The organism is Janthinobacterium sp. 75, assembly GCF_004365495.1.
Taxonomy (GTDB): domain Bacteria; phylum Pseudomonadota; class Gammaproteobacteria; order Burkholderiales; family Burkholderiaceae_D; genus Janthinobacterium.
In genome coordinates this window covers 1,769,730-1,789,479 of the sequence record NZ_SORD01000001.1, presented here as the reverse complement: position 1 = coordinate 1,789,479, position 19,750 = coordinate 1,769,730, and the positions used below count along the sequence as shown (strand labels likewise).

Here is a 19,750-nt window from a genome sequence, read left to right as displayed (position 1 = left end):
CAAATAATTAACGCTGAAACGCCACCTGTCCAGCCACGATGGTCGCCTTCACGATACCACTCAGCTCATAGCCGAGGAAAGGCGTGTGCTTGCCCTGACTGGCCAGCGACGCCGACGACACCGTCCAGCGCCCGTGCGGATCGAAGACGCAGATGTCGGCCGCTTCGCCCACGGCCAGGCTGCCGGCCGGAATGCCGGCGACACGTGCCGCGTCGGACGTGACCTTGGCCACGGCGCGCGCCAATGGACGCGCACCGGCCTGCGGCTGCGCCAGCGCATAGTCGTCGGCCCATTTCAGGGCCAGCGACAACAGCAGTTCCAGGCCCGTGGCGCCCGGCGAGGCTTCGCCGAAGGGCAGCAGTTTTTCATCGTCATCGACTGGCGTGTGGTCCGAGCACATGGCGTCCACCGTGCCATCGAGCAGGCCGGCACGGATCGCATCGCGGTCGCGCTGGCTGCGGAACGGCGGCGTGACGCGCGCGTTCGGATCGAAAAAGCCGATGTCGGCGTCCGTCAGATGCACATGGTGCACGCCCACGTCGCAGGTGACTGGCAATCCTTCAGCCTTGGCGGCGCGGATCAGCTCCAGCCCCGCCGCCGACGAGATGCGGCACAGGTGCACGCGCGCGCGGCTGGCGCGCATCAATTCAAAGATCGTATGCAGGGCGATGGTTTCGGACATCACGGGCACGCCCGACAAACCCAGGCGCGACGCCAGCGGACCGCTGTGGGCGATGCCGCCACGACCGATGTGCGGATCCTGCGGGCGCAGCCAGACCGTGTAGCCGAAAGTGTTCGCGTACTGCATCGCGCGCAGCAGCACGGTGGTGTCTTCGATTGGCTCTTCCGCCTGCGCGAAGCCGATGCAGCCCGCTTCCGTCAGCTCCGCCATTTCCGTCAGCGACTTGCCTTTCAAGCCCATGGTCAGCGCGCCCAGCGGGTGCACGTGGGCCTTGTTCTGCGTCTTGGCGCGGTATTTCAGCATCTCCACCAGGCCAGGCTCGTCGAGCACGGGATCGGTGTCGGGCGGGCAGACCAGGCTCGTGACGCCGCCCTGCAGGGCCGCCTGTAGTTCCGATTCCAGCGTCGCCTTGTATTCGTAGCCCGGCTCGCGCAGGCGCGCGGACAGGTCGACCAGGCCGGGGGAAACCACCAGGCCGGCCGCATCAAAGGTGGTATCAGCCTTGAAACCGGCCGGAGCGCTGCCCACGGCAAGCACTTTGCCATCGGCGATAAACAGGTCTTGCAAGCCATCGATGCCGTTGGCAGGGTCGATCAGGTGGCCGTTCTTGATATGTAGTGTCGTCATGCTCGCTTACTCGTCCTTGGGCTATCAGCCCTGATTACCAGCCAAAATACTCATCACCGCCATGCGCACGGCGATACCGAACGTCACCTGCGGCAGAATCACCGCCTGCGGGCCATCGGCCACGGCCGAATCGATTTCAACGCCGCGGTTCATCGGGCCCGGATGCATGACGATGGCGTCCGGTTTCGCCAGCGCCAGGCGCTCGGGCGTCAGGCCGTAGCTCTTGAAATATTCCTGCGCCGATGGCAGCAGCGCGCCGCTCATGCGTTCATTCTGCAGGCGCAGCATGATGATCACGTCCACGCCTTTCAAGCCTTCATCCATGTTGGTGAAAGTGCGCACGCCCATTTGTTCCAGGCCGCCCGGCAGCAGGGTGTGCGGGCCGATGGCGCGCACTTCCGGCACGCCCAGTGTGGTCAGCGCATGGATGTCGGAACGGGCCACGCGGCTATGCAGGATGTCGCCCACGATGGCCACCGTCAGATTGGTGAAATCCTTCTTGTAGTGGCGGATCGTGTACATGTCGAGCAAGCCCTGGGTCGGGTGCGCATGACGTCCGTCGCCCGCGTTGACGACATGGACGTGCGGCTGCTTGGTGTCGATCAGGTGCTTGGCGATCAGGTAGGGCGCGCCCGACTGCGCGTGGCGCACGACGAACATGTCGGCATGCATGGCCGACAGGTTGTCGATGGTGTCGAGCAGGGACTCTCCCTTGCTCGCCGACGAAGCCTGGATGTTCAGGTTGATGACATCGGCCGACAGGCGCTTCGAGGCGATCTCGAAGGTGGTGCGGGTGCGCGTGGAGTTTTCAAAGAACAGATTGAAAACGCTCTTGCCGCGCATCAGCGGCACCTTTTTCACATCGCGGTCGGAAATGCCGACGAACGAAGATGCGGTGTCGAGGATGTGGTTGACGATAGACTTCGGCAAGCCTTCAATCGTCAGCAGATGTTGCAGTTCGCCGTGTTTATTCAGTTGCGGATTAAGCATGGTGGGTATCTAGGGTGAGCGTGAATTTTCCATCGTCGGCTTGCTTCAGGACCAGGGCCTGGCCCGCCGGCACGGCAGTGAAGGCGGCCACGAAAGCTGCGGCCACCGGCAGTTGGCGCTCGCCGCGATCGACCAGGGCGGCCAGCATGATCTTGGCCGGACGGCCATAGTCGAACAATTCATTGATGGCCGCGCGCGTGGTGCGGCCCGTGTACAGCACGTCGTCGACCAGCAGGATGGTGGCGCCGGCGACGTCAAAGCTGATTTTCGTCGGCTTGACGTCGGCATGCAGGCCTTTCTGGGCAAAGTCGTCGCGGTAGAACGAGACGTCGAGCACGCCCAGGCGATCCACCAGGTTCAGGTCGCGCGCCAGGCGCTCGGCCAGCCAGGCGCCACCCGAATGGATGCCGACGATGGCCACGTTGGGGATGCCCGCCAGGCCGCTCTGCACCTGCTGCAGCAAGACCGCGTACAGGGCCTCGGCGTCGAGTTGGGAAGGATTCGTAGGATGCGGCATAGAGTTCTTAATCATTCAGGATGGGAGGCTAAGGTCAGATTAATAATTCGCGTCGAAATACTGTTGCAGGATAATGGCGGCGGCGCGGTCGTCGATGACTTCACCGCGCTTGGCGGCGATAACGGCCGAGGAATAACGCTCATCGACCAGTTCCACCGGCAGGTTGAAGCGGCCATGCACCTGGTTGGCGAAACGGCGGCAACGCGCGCTCATCTCGTGCTCGGTGCCATCCGGATGACTGGGCAGGCCTACCACGATGCGGCTCGCGCCCCACTCCCTGATCAGGCTATCGATGGCGGCAAACTTCGGCTCATTCGCCGTGGCCGTGATCACGCTGAGCGGCTTGGCCTGGCAAATCATGGTATTGCCGATGGCCACGCCGATGCGTTTCAAGCCGAAATCGAAGGCGAGGATGGTGTCGATGGCGTCACTCGTCACAGCATTTTTCCATAATAAAGATCAACATAGGTGGTGCCATAAACCGTGGCGAGCAAGCTCAAAGTCGGATTGAGTAGCGGAGCTGCTCGAAGGTACAGCGAGCAACGGATGCCCGAAAGTGGGCTGCGCAATAGGTTTATGGCATCCACCTCATGCGTGTCCGGCCTCGCTCGCCAACATGAGGGGATCGATGCCCAGCAATTTGATGGCCGCGACGTAACGCTGCTCGATGGGGAAGTCGAACAGAATGTCGGCCGAGGCGCCCACCGTCAGCCAGCCATTGCGGCCGATCTCGTCTTCCAGCTGGCCCGGGCTCCAGCCTGAATAGCCGATCGAAACGAGCATGCGCTCGGGACCATCGCCCTTGGCGACGGCTTCGAGCACGTCGATCGAGGTGGTAAACGCGATTTCATCGGTCACCGTCAGCGACGAGGAATAGTGCGCACCCGGCGTATGCAGCACAAAGCCGCGGTCGTCCTGCACGGGGCCGCCGAACATGATAGGTTCATTGATGATGGGCGTGTCGCTGCCGGCCGCCAGTTTCAGATCGATGCGGTCAAACAGCACTTCCATGGTCATGTCGGTGGGTTTGTTGATGACAACACCCAGCACGCCGTTTTCATTGTGCTCGCAGACGTACACGACCGTGCCGCCGAAGATCGGATCTTGCATGGCCGGCATCGCGATCAGGAAATGGTTGGCCAGATTCAAGGTGGAGGAACCGGTCGCCGCCGGCTCTCCCACACCCTGCATCAAACGATGCCCTGGTAGAGTCTGGTCAATTTTATTTTTCATACGCGATGCTCTCTCTGTGGGCTTGCTGGCAAGTCTCGCTTACCCCGCTATCGTACGCCTGGCGCAAGCTGCCGCGAATGCTGGGCGGCGCGCACCGTGATGCCAGGCGCTATTCTTGTTATGTTGTAAATTATTATAAATTAGCTATCAATTCGCTTGGCCTTGCGGCTACGCCACGCACGCTTTGCGATTTGCGCAAAATTGAACATCACCCTGCTTGCGGGCGCATGGCCATGCCAATTGTAAAATTGATTGCACAATCGCTGTCGCACATAAACCACCACGAACATACCCACTAGTTTACACTGAATTGCCGCTGCAGCGACGCCAAAGGCACGACGCGAGCGGCCATAAAGCCCTGTTGGCGGCAAAAAATGAGCTATCTTTGACCCTTAACACGCAAATAATGACTATCAAGACTTCCCTGGTGTGGTTCCGGCGCGATCTGCGCGCGTTTGACCATGCTGCACTGCATCACGCCCTGCTCCAGAGCCAGGCCGTGCATTGCGTCTTCGTGTACGACACCGCCATCCTGGCAGCGCTGCCGCGCCGCGACCGGCGGGTCGATTTCATCCATGCCAGCGTGGCCGAGCTGGCCGGCGAGTTGCGCCAGCTGGGCGGCGACCTGATCGTGCTGCACGCGGACGCCGCCGAGGCCATCCCGCGCCTGGCCGCCGAATTGAAGGCCGACGCCGTGTTTGCCAACCACGACTACGAACCGCAAGCCATCGCGCGCGACGCCACCGTGGCCGCCGCGCTCACGCGAGAGGCGCGCCTGTGGTTCAGCTTCAAGGACCAGGTCATCTTTGAAAAGGACGAGGTGCTGACGCTCTCGGCCAAGCCGTACACCGTCTACACGCCGTACAAGAATGCCTGGCTGAAGAAAATGCGCGCCGAACCCGGCTGCCTGGCGCCGTTCGCTGTCGAACCGCACGCCGCCAGCCTGGCGCCACCGCGTACCGGCACGCCTGCGCCCCTGCCCACCTTGGGCGAGCTGGGTTTCGAAGCCAGCAACCTTGCCGAACTGGCGATTCCGACTGGCATGTCGGGCGCCAGCACACTGTTCGAGGATTTCCTGCCGCGCGTGGCCCGCTATGACGTGGCGCGCGATTTTCCCGCCTTGAAGGGACCGTCCTACCTGTCCATGCATCTGCGCTTCGGCACCGTGTCGCTGCGCTATCTGGTGCGCACCATTGTCGACCTGATGGACCGGGGCGGCGGCGGCGATGGCGCGCCCGTGTGGCTGGCCGAACTGATTTGGCGCGATTTCTACGCCATGATCCTGTACCAGAACCCGCATGTGGAAGGCGGCGCCTTCAAACCGGCCTACGACGCCATCGCCTGGGAAACGGGGCCCGAAGCCGATGCCGCGTTTGCCGCCTGGTGCGAGGGGCGCACCGGCTACCCGCTGGTGGACGCGGCCATGGCGCAGCTGAATCAGACTGGCTATATGCACAACCGCCTGCGCATGGTCACGGCCTGCTTCCTGATCAAGGATCTGGGCATCGACTGGCGCCGCGGCGAAGCGTATTTCGCGCTGCACCTGAATGACTTCGACCTGGCTTCGAACAACGGCGGCTGGCAATGGGCCTCCTCGTCCGGCTGCGACGCGCAGCCCTATTTCCGCATCTTCAATCCCATCACGCAGTCGGAAAAATTCGATGCGAGCGGGCGCTTCATCCGCCGCTACCTGCCACAGCTGAAGGCGCTGGGCGACAAGGAAATCCATGCGCCCTGGCTGGTGCCGCGCATGCTGCTCGAACAAAAAAACATCGTGCTGGGGCGCGACTATCCGGAACCGCTGGTGCAGCACGATGAGGCGCGCAAGGAAACGTTGGCGCGCTATGCGGTGGTGAAGGTGGTCGCGTAGGTCGGATTAGCGGGGCAAGGCCCCGCTAATCCGACGATATTGTTGCCTAGGCCGGTGGTGGTGTCGGGTTACGCGCTGCGCCCTAACCCGACCTACGCCACCTCACCGCCCAGCAAGCGCCCCACTTCCGCCAGCAATTCCTCTTCCTGGAACGGCTTGCCGAAATACGCATCCACGCCCAGTTCAAACGCGTGCGCGCGGTGCTTGTCGGCACTGCGCGAGGTGATCATGATGACGGGGATGGCGCGAGTCTTGTCATCGCTGCGCACATTGCGCGTCAAGTCAAAACCGTCCATGCGCGGCATCTCCACGTCGACCAGCAGCAGGGCCGGCATGGCAGCCGGTTCCATTGCATGCAACTGCTCCAGCGCATCGAGGCCATCCTTGGCCAGCAACACCTGGTAGCCTTCGCGCTCGAACAGACGCTGCATCACGCGGCGCACCGTCAGCGAATCATCGACCACCATCACGCGGATGGCAGGCACGGCCAGTGCGCTGGAGGCGGCATGCTGTTCGCTGCTGGCCAGCGCATACTGCGACAGCAGTTCCGGGTGATGCTCCAGGTGCTGCGCCAGCGCCACCGGATTGAGGATCAGCACGATATCGCCCGTGCCCAGTACCGTGGCGCCGGCGATGCCCGGCATGCGCGCCAGCTGCGGCCCCACATGCTTGACCACGACCTCTCGGTTGCCCACCACGTCATCGACCTGCAGCGCCAGCCTGTCATTGCCATTCCTGAGCAGGAGCACGGGCGCATAGCGCAGCGTGGCCTGCGCCACCGGCGTTTCGCCCAGCATGGCCGACAGGTGATGCAGTGCCAGCGACTGCCCGTGCGACGCGATGCACCCGGCTGCCCGCACCTGCTCCAGCTGTTCGCCTTTCAGGTGCAGCACCTGCTCCACCAGCACAGATGGCAAGGCATACGTCTTGCCGTTCGCCGCCAGCAGCACCACTTGCGTGACGGCCAGGGTCAGCGGCAGGTGAATGGTGAAGCGCATGCCCAGGCCGGCCTGTGTCAGCGTCTCCACGCGGCCGCCCAGGGCCAGCGCTTCAGAGCGCACGATATCCATGCCAAAACCGCGGCCTGCCAGTTCCGTCAGGCTGTCGGCGGTGGAAAAACCCGGCGTGAAAATCAGCTCGGCCGCCTGCACGTCGCTCAGAGGCGCATCCGTCGCCACCAGGCCGGTGCCGTGTGCCTTGGCGCGAATGCGTTCCAGGTCGAGCCCAGCGCCATCGTCGGAAAATGCAATCGCCACTTCATTGCCCTGCTGGCTGACCTGCACCAGCAGCTCGCCCGTCTCGCTCTTGCCCGCCACCAGGCGCGCTTCGCGCGGCTCGATGCCGTGCACGATGGCGTTGCGCAGCAGGTGCTCGAACGGCGCGGCCATGCGTTCGAGCACGCTGCGGTCGATTTCCACGCCACCGCCGCGGATGTCGAGGTTAACGCGCTTGTCCACTTCCTTGGCGCTTTGCCGCGCCACACGGAACAGCCGTTCGGCGATGCTGGCAAACGGCACCATGCGGATCTGCATCAGGTCGCGCTGCAGCTCGCGCGTCAGCCGCGCCTGCAGCACCAGATCGTCTGTCACCGCATCGACGCTGTGGCTGAGATTTTCGTGGAACGAGGCCACGTCGTTGACGCTTTCGGCCATCATGCGCGTGAGTTCCTGCAGGCGCGTAAAGCGGTCGAATTCGAGCGGGTCGAATTCGCGCTCGCTGCCGACGGCCATGCGCGAGGCGATCTGCGATTCGGCCTGCATTTCCACTTCGCGCAACTGGCGCCGCAGACGCGCCAGGTTGTCGGAAAACTCGGACAGCGAAGCGCCCAGCACGCCGACCTCATTTTCCATTTTAGAACGCGTGATCGACACTTCGCCGGCCTGGTTCACCAGGCGGTCGAGAATATCGGCGCGCACGCGCACCAGCGCCGCCTTCGGTTCGGCGGCCGGCGTGTCCTCCATGCCCGGCAAGGGCAGCAACGGTTGCTGCAACTGCTCGAACAGGTGCAGCGCATGGTCGTAATGGGCCAGCAACTCCTCGAAGGCCTGTGGCGTGGCGGTGCCCGCGTGCAGCATGTTTTCGATATGCGTCTCGATTTCATGCGCATGCTGGCCCAGGCGCATGGCGCCGGCCATGCGCGCGCTGCCTTTGACGGTATGCAGGGTGCGCAGCAGCATCTGCGCCTGGCTGCTGTCGTGCGGCTGCTGCTGCCAGCTGCGCAGCGCCTCGCCGATCTGCGGCAGCAGGTCGGCGCCCTCTTCCAGGAAGACAGACAATAGATCGAGATCGAGTTCATCGCTGATGCCGGCGCTCGCTGCCAGCAGCGCGGCCGCATCTGGCGGCATGATGGCCGGCGCCGGCGCTTCCGGCACGGCGTGCTCCAACGGCGGCGCGTGTTCGAAGCCGGCGTCGAACAGGTCGTCGCTGGCGCCGCGGTCGTGTGCCGGCGCCTGCACCTGTGCCGGCGCCGGCGCATCAGCCGGCCGCAGTGCATCGGCGACGATGCTCGCATACGCCGCCTCGAACAGGGTCTCGAGCTGCGCCGCAGGGATCTCGGCCAACGCGTCATCCTGCGCTTCGGGCGGCAGCACCGGCGTACCGACGATGCTGGCGTAAGCGGCCGCAAACAGGGCGTCGAGCCGGTCTTCCTGGCTCTCGCCGGGCGGCGCCGTCAAGGTGCGCCACAGGGTGTTGAGCGCTTCGATCATGTCCGGCTGCGATGGTGCCAGGTCGCCCAAGGCAAACGCCTGCAGCATCTGCGCGATGCGCTGCGTGGCCTGTTCCAGCACGTCGTGCTGCCCGGCGCGCAGGCCGGCCAGCGGCACCACCACCGTTTCGATCACTGTCTCTAGCGCGTGCGCCAGGTCGCGCAGGGACTGGAAACCGACCGTGCCGGAAGTTCCCGCCAGGGTATGCACAGCTTGCAGCGCCTCCGCGCTGACGGCGCGCTGTTCATGGCGCCATTCGCCGAAGTCGCGCGTGAGCACGCGCAGCAATTCATCCGTCTCGGCCAGGTAGATGTTGTACAAGGGGAGGCTGATGCGCAGTTCGCCGACGTGCTTGAGGTTATCGTCAGGCGCGTCGTGGGCGGCGGGCGCCGTGGCGGATGGAAAGCCGATCACATTGCCGTTGCTGGCCACGGGCGTCGCCGCGCGCGGCTTGCGCAGTTCAAACGGACCGCCTTCGCGCACGCGCTCGGCCGCCGCCAGCAGCATGCCGGCCTCGCGCTCGCGCCCTGCGCCGCCTTCCAGTTCGGCCAGCCATTCGCTGAGCTGGTACCAGCCGTAATTGAGCAAGGTAAACAGATCATCGCTGACGGGGCGCGCTTCGGCCAGCCAGGTATTCATGACACGTTCGATGGCGCCGGCTGCTTCGGCAAACTGCGCCAGGCCGATCATGCGGCTGCTGCCTTTCAGGGTGTGGAACGAGCGGCGCAGCATGGCCAGGTGGTCGCCGCTGGCGGCCTGCTCGCGCGGCAGAGCCAGGGTGGTGTCAATGAAGGCCAGTACTTCGCGCGCTTCGGCGATGAAGATGTCGAGCATCTCGGCGTCGACACCGGTCACTTCTGGCGCAGCATCCATGCCAGCAGGCGCGGCGGGCGCCAGCGCCTGGTCGAGCAAGGGCACCGGCACGGCGCCGGCGGCGGCGACTTTTTCAAATGGCAGGGCGCGGAAGGTGCCGGCGACGGCATCGAAATGGAAACGCCCGCTGGCCGCTTGCGCGTTGCGGCCCAGCATATCGACAAAAAAGCCCAGTGCGCTGACATTTTGCGCGATCTCGTCGAGCGCCTCGGCATGCGCCTTCGCATTGGCATCCGCATTTGCGTCACCACCAGCCAGCTGCCGCACGGCCGCATCAACCTGCAGCACGGCGGCGCGCGCATCTTCCTGTCCCAGCCCGGCCAACTGCTGCTGCAACTGCCCCAGCACAAGCGCGACGCCATCGAGGCCCCCCGCCCTCGCCCCCGCTGCATCCGCGTAATAGGCGTTAAGCACCTTTTCCACCTGGCGCAGGCCCGTCTTCATTTCCTCGGCCAGCGCGGCGACGGTCTGCCCCTGTTCGATCTGGCGCGACAGCTCGCCCGCCGTGACGGGTGGCGGCGCTTCGCCGGCCAGCAGCGCCTGCAGGCGTGCGGCGATGGTTTCCGCATTGCCGGCAAAATCGTCGGGCAGGCGGCGCACCTGCTCCAGGCCCGTATCGGCAAACAGCAGCGCCATGCCGATTTCATTCTCCAGGGCCGCGCTACGCCCGGTGGCCACGGCTTGCCGCGCCACCGCCGCGCATTCGCGCAGCAGGCTGGCCAGGGCCGGCTGCTTCAGGGACTCCACATGTGCCGCCACCTCTTGCAGCGACGCGTCAAAATCCGTGCCCAGAACGGGATCGAGGTCGGCTTGCGCCAGGCGGCTCCAGCTGGCGCGCGCCTGCGCCAGGGCCGTGCGGGCCCCTTGCAAGGCATCCTGGTCGACTTGACCATAGCGCCGTGTTTCCACGTCGGCGGGCACCTGCCCTTCCAGCGCAAAAGCGGCACGCAGCTGGCGTGCCTCCGGCGTCGGCTCAGTGGCGGCCGCGATGAAGAACAGGGCGTCGCGCAGCATCGGTTCGGGCAGGCTGGCCGTGCCCTGCGCCAGGCGGCGCAATTGCAGGTTGATCAGGCCGAACAGCTGTTTGACGTTGAGCGTGCCCATGCCCTCGCCGCTGGCCGCCAGTCCGGCAAACGCCTGCATGGCGAACCAGAAGGTGCGCGCCGGCGCTTCTTGCTGGGCGTCCGCCACCAAGGTCAGGGTGGCATGCAATTCGCTTGCGTGCTGGCGCCGCGCAGCATCATCCTGCGCCTTCAGGAAGGGCAGCAATGACTTTTCAAAGCGCCCGCGCCAGGCCGGATAATCGGCCAGCGGGGGCGCGTCCGCCAGCGCGATGGCATGCCCTTCCAGCATCGATGAAGGTGGAAAAAACAGGTCCGCCGGGTGTATGCGCTCGGCGCCCAGCATGGTTTGCAGGGCGCGATAGTAGGGGAACAAACGCGTCGGCTGCGGTGGCGTGCCGGCCACCAGGTCTTCCAGGTATTCGATCAGGGCCTGATACAAGTCGGCGACAATCTGCGCATGGTCCAGCGTGTATTCCAGGCTGCCGTCGCGAAAGCGTGCCAGTGCCTGTTCCGCGCCGTCCGTCAGCAGGCTGGCGCCGGCTACGTCCACCATCACCAGCGCTCCATGCGCCTGGTGCAGGTGCGAGCGGGCATGCTGCAGGGCCGTGGCGCGTTCCTCGCGCTCGCGGCCACCCGCTTCGAACAGCGCCGTTTTCGAGCGGCCCAGCGCTTCGCGGATTTCCACCATCACCCACGACAACGGTTCACTGTCGAACGGTTTGGACTGCTGTGGACTATCAGGTGTGCTCATGCATGCCTCGGTAAAAAAATCGCCTGGACTGGCGCAGCGTTCAGGCGGCGACGCGGAAGCGCGACACCGAATTTTTCAGTTCCTGCGCCAGCATCGACAGTTTATGGATCGATTGCGCCGTTTGCTGCGTGCCATCCTGGGTCTGCTCCGTCACGCTCAGGATATGCTGGATATTCAAGGCCACGCCGCTGGCCGAACCGGCCTGCGTGCCCGTGGCGAACGAGATGCCCTGAATCAGTTCGGCCAGGTGTTTCGACACCTGGCTGATGTCGTTCAAGGCAGCGCCGGCCGCGTCGGACAGGTGTGCGCCCTCGACCACGCCCTGCGTGGATTTTTCCATCGCGCGGGTGGCATCCTGGGTATCGGCCTGGATGGTGCGCACCAGCGCGCCGATCTGCTTGGCGGCAGCTGCCGAGCGTTCTGCCAGGCGCTGCACCTCCTCGGCGACGACCGAGAAGCCGCGCCCCGCTTCGCCAGCCGATGCAGCCTGGATGGCGGCGTTCAGCGCCAGCACGTTGGTCTGTTCGGTGATGTCGGAAATGAGCTCGGTGATTTCGCCGATTTCCTGCGACGATTCGCCCAGGCGCTTGATGCGCTTGGAGGTATCCTGGATCTGCTCGCGGATTTCATGCATGCCCTTGATGGCATTTTCCACCGCCGTCGCCCCCTGCTGCGCTGCCGCCACCGACTGGCGTGCCACGTCGGCCGAGACACTGGCCGACTTCGACACGTCGGTAATCGCATTGGCCATTTTGACCACGGTGGCGCTCACGCCCTGGATTTCGCGCGACTGCTGCTGCGAAGCGATCAACAGCTTGCTGGAGATACTTTGCGCCTGCGTCGAGGCGCGGTTGACCTGTTCGGCCGTCGCCGTCACGCGCCCCACCAGGCCACGCAATTCCTCCACCGTGTAATTGACGGAATCGGCGATAGCGCCCGTGATGTCCTCCGACACGGTGGCCTGTACCGTCAGGTCGCCGTCGGCGACCTTCTGCAATTCGTTCATCAGGCGCAGGATGGCCGCCTGGTTCTGGTCATTCTTGGCCTTGGCCTGCTCTTCCTTTTCCTGCGACAGCAGGCGCAGGATTTCCGCTTCCTGACGCCGCCGCTCGGCGTCGCGCGTACGGTTGACGGAGTCCTGCAGCAGCACGCGGCCGATGCCGGCCGCCGCGATCAGGGTCAGCAATACGCCGCCAACCATCATCCAGAAGGCCATGCCCAGGGTTTCCTGGTTCACGTGGTACATCTGCTGCAGCAGGGTCAAACGCTGGCGCAGGTCTTCGTTCTCGTTGAAAATCAGCTGTTCGGCGCTCTTGGCCGAACTGAATTTATCCAGCCGGTCGAGTATCGACGAAACCAGCTTCTGATAAGTGTCGAAACTGGCTTTCAGCGCCACCAGCCGGTCGCGCAGTTCGGCGTCGCGCGTGGGCGCCAATTGCAGCGACATGCTGCCGTTGAGCAAGCCTTCGACGGCGGTACGGAAATACGTCGTGTCGCGCCCCAGCGAAAATGCCGTTTCCGAGCTGATGCTGCCCGACGACAGAAACTCGCTGGCACTGCGACTCATGCGCTGGCTCAGCATCATCAGGCGGCCGATGACGGCCAGGTCGCGCGCGTTGCCGCCGCGCTGCACCTTGAGCGCCGCTATTTCCTCGGTCTGCGCCAGCAGCGCCGGCGACAGTGCGTTCAATTGCTGCAAGGTCTTGTCGAATTCACCCAGCTCCGTTTTCAGGCGCAAGATGGTGCTGGCCGCGCGGTCGCTGCTGGCCCACTTCTTGCGCGCGTCGGCCACCGCCGCCAGCAGGCCGGAACGCGACTCGCCGATATCGCGGCCGTGATACGTCCCTCCGCGCAGCATCAGACGGAAATCCTGGTTCAGCTCATTGCGGCTTTCCTCGAGCTGGCGGAAGGCTTCCGGATTACCCTGCACGGCATTCGGCGCAGCCTTGCCGATGCGCTGCGAATGCATTAACGCGTCGCTGGCCAGCTGCGTCTGCGCCGAGGCGATATTGCCGCTGCGCGTATTGAGGCCGACGAACAGCAGGCTGGCGGCCAGACTCAGGGCCATCACCGTCGACAGGATGCTCAATTGCCTTTGCAGCGGCAAATGGCCGATCAGCGGCAGCTTCAAGTCGCTGACCGGTGCCTTGGCCAGCGACTTGCGCCGTCCCAGCGCGTCGCGCAAGCGCAGCGGCAGGTCGGCCGCCGCGGTCGGCCCGTCAGCAACGTGGTCCGTCTCGGGCATGCCGGTAGTCAGGATAGGAGAATTGGCGCCCATCAGCGTATGTCCTCGTGGTCGGCGAATCCGCCAAAACCGGCATCAAGGAAGCGTTCCGATTGCGCCAGCTGCGCCAGGTCCAGGCGCAGCCACTGCTGCCCTGCGCTGTCGCACAGCGTCTGCGCCGCCCAGGAAGGCACCTCGCGAGGCGCCTCCGGCATGGGCATGGATTGCATCGTGCGCAGCTGGCGCAAGCCCAGCACGCGCTCGACCAGCAGTGCGCAATTGAGGCCCAGGCGGGGAGAAAACGTGATGATGCGGCAGTGGCTGCCGGGCGCGCAGGCCGGTTCGCCCATGTAGCGGGCCAGGTCGACAACCCCAGTCAGGCGTCCGCGCATGGCCGCCAGGCCCAAATACCAGTCCTGCGCCAGCGGCACGCCCTGGATCTGCACCCCGGCGGCAATGACGATTTCACCGAGCTGCGTCAGGTCGAGCAGGCACGGCCGGCCACCGAGCATCACGCCCAGTTCCTTGCGCGCTGCCAGCGCGCCGCTGCGCGCGGCCTGTATCCGCTCGATCAATTGCAGCTGATACTGGCGCAAGCGCCCCTGCCGCGCCCCCATATCGAAAGATGACATGGCGGCAGCGGCAGGCGGGAGGGCCGCTGTGGACACGCCGTGACCTGGCATCGTTTGCATTCTCAGGAAATCGCGGCAATCTTGGCCAGCAGCTCGGCTTCGACCACCGGCTTGACCAGGTAATCGCGCGCGCCCTGGCGCAAGCCCCAGATACGGTCCGTTTCCTGGCTCTTGCTGGAACAGATAATCACCGGCACGTCCTGCAGTTCGGGATCGCGCGCAATCGCGCGCGTGATCTGGAAGCCATTCGCACCGGGCATTACCACGTCCATCAGGATCAGGTCGGGCCTGGCCTGCTTCAGTTGCGCCAACGCGTCGGCACCGTCCTGCGCCGTGACGACGGCATAACCGGCACGCACCAGCATCTCGCTCAGGTAATAGCGTTCTGTCGGCGAGTCATCGACGATCAGAATTGTGTGTATGGCCATCTGCTTCCTTGCTGCGTTGTCAATCAATAAACCACTTACTCAAATTGCCTGGCCAGGTGCAGCCGCACGGCTTCCAGCAGCGCCTCGCGCGCCAGCGGCTTGACCAGGCAGGCGCTGGCGCCTGCCATGGCACCGCGCGCGCGGTCAAACAAGCCCTCCTTCGACGACAGCATCAGCACCGGCGTGGCATGAAAGGCCGCACTGGCCTTGATCAGCGCACACGTGCGGTAGCCGTCCAGGCGCGGCATCACAATGTCGCACACGATCAGCGCCGGCTGGCAGTCGGCGATCTTGGCCAAGGCCTCGAAGCCGTTTTCCGCCACCACCACGCGATAACCTGCCTCGCGCAAGACCTTTTCGGCCGCGCTGCGGCTGGTGGCGCTGTCGTCGATGACCAGTATCGTGGCGCTGGCGCACACGGCATCGGACGGTGCCTCGGGCAGAATTGGACGCGACATGTAATTATTCGACAATCTTTCATACCATAGCACAGGCTGCCGCGATACCAGCGTGCGGCAGCACCATCCCAGGGTTCTGGATTAGTTAAAGCGCCACCATCTCGAAATCATCCTTGCGCGCACCGCATTCAGGACAGGTCCAGTTCATCGGAACATCGGCCCAACGCGTGCCGGGAGCGATGTCTTCGTCGGGCAGGCCGGCCGCTTCATCATAAACCCAGCCACAAATAAGACACATCCACGTTTGGAATTGCTGCGTTGTTTCGTTGCTACTCACGTTCTGCCACCCTTCAATCAAGTAAAATGCTGAATTAGGTATCTTAATCTACCCGCCGTGCAAAACCAAACTTCTCCCCTCATATTAAGCTTCGGCGTGTCCGATCCGGTCGGCGCGATCGGTATCCAGGCCGACCTGGCTACGTTTTCAGCCTTCGGCTGCCATGGCCTGTCGGTCACCACGGGCCTGTTGATCAGCGATACCGCGCGCGTGGAAGACGTGCAAGCGGTCGACCCGGACTGGGTTTCCGACCAGGCGCGCGTGCTGCTGGAAGACATGTCCGTCTCGGCCATCAAGATCGGCGCCCTGGGCAGCGTGGAAAACGTCACGGCCATCGCCGAAATCGTCTCCGACTATCCGAACGTGCCGCTGATCCTCGATCCCTTCATTTCGGCGCTGCCGGAACAGGGCATGGACGACGAAGACATCCTCACCGCCGTGCGCCAGCTATTGATCCCGCAAACGACTTTGCTGGTGCTCTCGCCGGTGGAACTGGAGCGCCTGGCAGAAACCTGGCGCGACGCCGACCCGGACGACACCCTGCAAAACGATGTCGATTACCTGGTAGCTCTGGGCTGCGAGTACGTGCTCGTCACCGGCATGCCGGCCGACGCCAGCAAATCCGGCACGGCCGAAGGCAAGTTGCGCGCCAATACCCTGTTCGGCGAGGACGGCGTGGTGCGCCACGACGAATGGCAGCACCTGCCGGGCATCTTCAACGGTGCCGGCAGCACCCTGTCGGCGGCGGCCACCGCCCTGCTGGCCCTGGCTGAAAACGAAGACGATGTGCCGCAGGTGGTCGTGGCGGCGCAGGAATTTACCACCGGCGCGCTGGCCCACGCGCAGCGCCACGGCATGGGCAAGCTGGTGCCAAACCGGCAGTTCCAGCAGCAGCGCCAGCGCGGCGTCCAATAAGCACAGACCAGACGACACAGACAACGATCCACTTTCAAGGCACGATTATCATGACGACGACTTCACAGAACGACATCCTGTTTGCCCGCGCACAAAAAACCACGCCAGGTGGTGTCAATTCGCCCGTGCGCGCCTTCCGCTCCGTCGGTGGCACGCCGCGCTTCATCACGCGCGCCGAAGGCCCGTACTTCTGGGATGCGGACGGCAAGCGCTATATCGATTACATCGGTTCGTGGGGCCCGGCCATCGTCGGCCACGCCCATCCGGAAGTGGTGAAAGCGGTGCAGGATGCGGCCGCGCTGGGCCTGTCGTTCGGCGCGCCGACCGAAGGCGAAGTGCTGATGGCCGAGGAAATCACGCGCCTGGTGCCGTCGATCGAGCAAGTACGACTGGTCTCGTCGGGCACGGAAGCGACCATGAGCGCCCTGCGCCTGGCGCGTGGCGCCACGGGGCGTGACAAGATCGTCAAGTTCGAAGGCTGCTACCACGGCCACGCCGACTCACTGCTAGTGAAGGCAGGCAGCGGCCTGCTCACCTTCGGCAACCCGACCTCGGCCGGCGTGCCGGAAGATTTTGTGAAGCACACCCTGGTACTTGACTATAACAACGTGGAACAGCTGAAGGACGCCTTCGACAGTTTCGGCGCGGAGATCGCCTGCGTGATCGTCGAGCCCGTGGCCGGAAACATGAACCTGGTGAAAGCCACGCCGCAATTCCTGCAGGCGATGCGCGATCTGTGCACGCAGCACGGTGCTCTGCTCATTTTCGATGAAGTCATGTGCGGCTTGCGCGTGGCCCTGGGCGGCGCGCAGGCGCTGTACGGCATCAAGCCCGACCTCACCGCGCTGGGCAAGGTCATCGGCGGCGGCATGCCGGTGGCGGCCTTCGGCGGCAGCGCGGCGCTGATGCACCACATGGCGCCCCTGGGCGCCGTCTACCAGGCCGGCACCCTGTCGGGCAACCCGGTCGCCGTGGCGGCCGGCATGGCCACCTTGAAACTGATCCAGCAGCCTGGCTTCTACGAGCAGCTGGGCGCCACGGCCAAGCGCCTGGCCGAAGGCCTGACCGCCGCAGCCAAAGAGGCGGGCGTGGTCTTCTGCGCCGACTACATCGGCGGCATGTTCGGCATTTATTTCAGCGCCACGCCACCGAGCAGCTACGCGGAAATGATGGCGGGCGACCGCAGCAAGTTCAACGCCTTCTTCCACGCCATGCTGGACGAAGGCGTGTACTTTGCGCCCGCTGCCTTCGAAGCAGGCTTCGTCTCGGCGCAGCACGATGATGCCGTCATCGACGCCACCATCGCTGCCGCGCGCAAGGTGTTTGCCAAACTAGCGTAAGGTACACACCTGACAAAACCTACTGCGCGTCGCGCTTTGCGGCCGGCGATGCTCACCGTACTAGAGTACGGTTGCGCTTCTCGGCCACAAATCACTGCCGCTCGCTACGGTTTTGTCAGGTGTCGTTACACTGTAGCGCTTTGTAGCACCGCCGCCACCAGCGCCGGCAGCTTGGCCATGTCGCTGAACACGACATGCGCGCCGGCCGCCTTCAGGCGCGCTTCCTGGCCGGCGGCGATATGCCCGCCGCCGATGAATCCCAATACCGTCATGCCCGCCGCCACGGCGGCCGTCACGCCCGTGACGCTGTCTTCCAGCACCAGGCACTGGCCTGGCCGCACGCCAAACGCGGCAGCCGCCGCCAGGTAGACGCCCGGGTGCGGCTTGGCGTGGCCCACCAGGTCAGGCGTAAAGACGCGTTGATCGAACAGCGGCGCCATGCTAGTGCGCTCGAGCGCCGACAGCACGCGTGCGCTGACGCTGTTCGAGGCCACGGCCTTGGGCAGGGGAATGGCGGCCAGCGCCTGCGCCACGCCGGGCACGGCGCGCAATTGCACGTCGCAGGCCGCATCGACGGCGTTGCCGATAGCCATGATTTCGTCGGCCGGCAATTGTGGCAAGCCCAGTTCCTTGTAAATATCCTGCATCAGCGGCACCAGGCGCTGGCCCAGGCGCGGCTCGATCAAGCCTTGCAGGGTAACACCCTCGGGCAGGTTCGGCAGGCGCGGCGCCAGCAATTCCAGCAGCGCTTGCAGGGCCACGGCTTCGCTGTCGATCAGCACGCCATCGCAGTCGCTGATCAGATGGGTGAAACGCGGTGGGGTAGTGGCGGTATCAGGCATGGACTCTCCAGAAAGCAACGGTGACGGGAAATGCGGCGGCCGGCCGGCCAAGGCTGGCATCGCACGATCATAGGTGGAACAGGCGGACGCTACTACGCAGAAAACGTCTCAATGACGATACTTTTCTGCAAAAAGCAGACTACGGGGGGAAGAATCGGGCGCCAGGCAAGCGCTGACGGAAAAATACCAATTCAATACCACGCAATACCAATGATTATCGCTGATTTTTGAATTTGCTGCGTTCGCCTTGGAATCCGGGACGCAGCCCGGTGGCGTATCCGGAACGCGGACGCGTCCCGGCGAAGAATGCTTATTTCAGCCAGCCGCGATGGCGGAAGTACAGGAAGGGCGCGATGGCGCTGGTGATCATCAGGCCCCAGGCCCACGGATAGCCAAACGACCATTCCAGTTCCGGCATCAGCTTGAAGTTCATGCCGTACACGCTGGCGATCAGGGTAGGCGGCAGGAAAGCCACGCTGGCCACCGAGAAGATCTTGATGATCTTGTTCTGGTTGATGTTGATGAAACCGACGGTGGCATCCATCAGGAAGTTGATCTTATCAAACAGGAACGAGGTATGGCCATCGAGCGATTCGATGTCGCGCAAAATCTGCCGCGCTTCCTCGAACTGCTCGGAATTGAGCAAGCGGCCGCGCATCAGGAAACTCACGGCGCGGCGCGTATCCATCATGTTGCGGCGGATACGGCCATTCAAATCTTCCTCGTGGGCAATGGCATTCAGCGCTTCGGCTGCGTGGGCATCGGTAAATTCCTTTTGCAGCACGCGCGTGCTGACTTCTTCCAGGTTCTGGTAGATGCCTTCGAGCACGTCGGCCGAATATTCGGCATCGGTGGCGTACAGGTCGAGCAGCACATCCATGTAGTCGGCAATCGAACCGGGCCGCGAACGGGCGCGCATGCGCACCAGGCGGAACACGGGCAGATCGTCCGTATGCATGGAAAACAGAATCTTGCGGGCCAGAATGAAGGCCACGGTGATGACGCGCGAGGGACCATCGTCCTCTTCGCGCAAGAAGTCCGTGCGCAGATGCAAATCGCCGTTTTCCGCTTCGTAATAGCGCGCCGACGCTTCAATATCCTTGACTTCGTCTTCGCCCGGCAGGGTAACGTTGTAAATGGCCTTGACCCAGCCCCGTTCATCGTCGGTGGGATCGGTCAGGTCGACCCACACCGGTTCGGCATTTTCGAGGTCTGCGCGGCTGTCGATCGGCACCTGGTTGAGCCGGCCATTCTGTAATACAAAGACATTGATCATGCGCGCTCTCAGCCGGATGTTGGGTTATCGTGATGTGCTGGCG

Annotated in this window: 16 protein-coding genes; 3 read left to right on the top strand and 13 right to left on the bottom strand. The window is 64.0% G+C overall.

Going from position 1 to position 19,750, the window contains the following annotated elements; translation table 11 throughout:
* Positions 1-7: 7 nt before the first annotated feature.
* The 5 genes from C8C89_RS08135 to C8C89_RS08115 form a co-directional block, all read right to left on the bottom strand.
* Positions 8-1,309 (bottom strand): dihydroorotase, encoded by a 1,302-nt coding sequence (locus C8C89_RS08135; protein WP_133989306.1) that lies wholly within the window; start codon positions 1,307-1,309, stop codon positions 8-10.
* A 24-nt stretch (positions 1,310-1,333) separates the two neighbouring features.
* Positions 1,334-2,299: an aspartate carbamoyltransferase catalytic subunit gene (locus C8C89_RS08130; protein WP_034746695.1), complete on the bottom strand. Its 966-nt coding sequence runs from the start codon at positions 2,297-2,299 to the stop codon at positions 1,334-1,336.
* Complete coding sequence (pyrR, locus tag C8C89_RS08125; RefSeq protein ID WP_133989305.1) at positions 2,292-2,816, bottom strand: bifunctional pyr operon transcriptional regulator/uracil phosphoribosyltransferase PyrR; 525 nt, start codon at positions 2,814-2,816, stop codon at positions 2,292-2,294. The genes C8C89_RS08130 and pyrR overlap by 8 nt, the downstream gene beginning before the upstream one ends.
* Positions 2,817-2,855: 39 nt before the next feature.
* Positions 2,856-3,239, bottom strand: a complete 384-nt coding sequence (gene ruvX / locus C8C89_RS08120) for a Holliday junction resolvase RuvX (protein ID WP_070256114.1) — start codon at positions 3,237-3,239, stop codon at positions 2,856-2,858.
* Between the two features lie 165 nt (positions 3,240-3,404).
* A complete protein-coding gene (locus C8C89_RS08115) occupies positions 3,405-4,007 on the bottom strand; it encodes a YqgE/AlgH family protein (protein ID WP_101484723.1) in 603 nt (200 codons plus the stop codon).
* A 448-nt stretch (positions 4,008-4,455) separates the two neighbouring features.
* Here C8C89_RS08115 and C8C89_RS08110 point away from each other — a divergent pair, with 448 nt between their 5' ends.
* Positions 4,456-5,919, top strand: a complete 1,464-nt coding sequence (locus C8C89_RS08110; protein ID WP_133989304.1) for a deoxyribodipyrimidine photo-lyase — start codon at positions 4,456-4,458, stop codon at positions 5,917-5,919.
* A gap of 92 nt (positions 5,920-6,011) precedes the next feature.
* Here the strand turns inward: C8C89_RS08110 and C8C89_RS08105 are convergent, their stop codons facing one another.
* The 6 genes from C8C89_RS08105 to C8C89_RS08080 form a co-directional block, all read right to left on the bottom strand.
* Positions 6,012-11,315, bottom strand: a complete 5,304-nt coding sequence (locus tag C8C89_RS08105; protein WP_133989303.1) for an Hpt domain-containing protein — start codon at positions 11,313-11,315, stop codon at positions 6,012-6,014.
* A gap of 40 nt (positions 11,316-11,355) precedes the next feature.
* Positions 11,356-13,593: a methyl-accepting chemotaxis protein gene (locus tag C8C89_RS08100; protein ID WP_133989302.1), complete on the bottom strand. Its 2,238-nt coding sequence runs from the start codon at positions 13,591-13,593 to the stop codon at positions 11,356-11,358.
* The gene (locus C8C89_RS08095) at positions 13,593-14,171 is read right to left on the bottom strand and encodes a chemotaxis protein CheW (RefSeq protein ID WP_243857936.1); all 579 of its coding nucleotides are present in this window, start codon (positions 14,169-14,171) and stop codon (positions 13,593-13,595) included. Before C8C89_RS08095 ends, C8C89_RS08100 begins: the two co-directional genes overlap by 1 nt.
* Before the next feature lie 62 nt (positions 14,172-14,233).
* Positions 14,234-14,599: a response regulator gene (locus C8C89_RS08090; RefSeq protein ID WP_101482759.1), complete on the bottom strand. Its 366-nt coding sequence runs from the start codon at positions 14,597-14,599 to the stop codon at positions 14,234-14,236.
* A gap of 35 nt (positions 14,600-14,634) precedes the next feature.
* On the bottom strand, positions 14,635-15,057 hold the full coding sequence (locus tag C8C89_RS08085) for a response regulator (RefSeq protein WP_101482760.1): 423 nt from the start codon (positions 15,055-15,057) through the stop codon (positions 14,635-14,637).
* An 85-nt stretch (positions 15,058-15,142) separates the two neighbouring features.
* Positions 15,143-15,295 carry a rubredoxin gene (locus tag C8C89_RS08080; RefSeq protein WP_010401308.1) on the bottom strand — a complete coding sequence of 51 codons (153 nt, stop codon included), beginning with the start codon at positions 15,293-15,295 and terminating at the stop codon, positions 15,143-15,145.
* A 96-nt stretch (positions 15,296-15,391) separates the two neighbouring features.
* On the opposite strand from C8C89_RS08080, the gene C8C89_RS08075 reads away from it, so the two are divergent.
* Both C8C89_RS08075 and hemL read left to right on the top strand, forming a co-directional pair.
* Positions 15,392-16,249 carry a hydroxymethylpyrimidine/phosphomethylpyrimidine kinase gene (locus C8C89_RS08075; protein WP_101482761.1) on the top strand — a complete coding sequence of 286 codons (858 nt, stop codon included), beginning with the start codon at positions 15,392-15,394 and terminating at the stop codon, positions 16,247-16,249.
* Between the two features lie 50 nt (positions 16,250-16,299).
* Entirely contained in the window at positions 16,300-17,589 is a 1,290-nt protein-coding gene (hemL, locus tag C8C89_RS08070) for a glutamate-1-semialdehyde 2,1-aminomutase (protein ID WP_101482762.1), read from the top strand.
* 125 nt (positions 17,590-17,714) lie between these two features.
* Here hemL and C8C89_RS08065 read toward each other — a convergent pair whose 3' ends face one another.
* Together C8C89_RS08065 and corA are read right to left on the bottom strand one after the other, a co-directional pair.
* Entirely contained in the window at positions 17,715-18,431 is a 717-nt protein-coding gene (locus C8C89_RS08065; protein WP_133989300.1) for an HAD-IA family hydrolase, read from the bottom strand.
* Between the two features lie 310 nt (positions 18,432-18,741).
* Positions 18,742-19,707, bottom strand: a complete 966-nt coding sequence (gene corA, locus C8C89_RS08060) for a magnesium/cobalt transporter CorA (RefSeq protein ID WP_101482764.1) — start codon at positions 19,705-19,707, stop codon at positions 18,742-18,744.
* Positions 19,708-19,750: the final 43 nt, after the last annotated feature.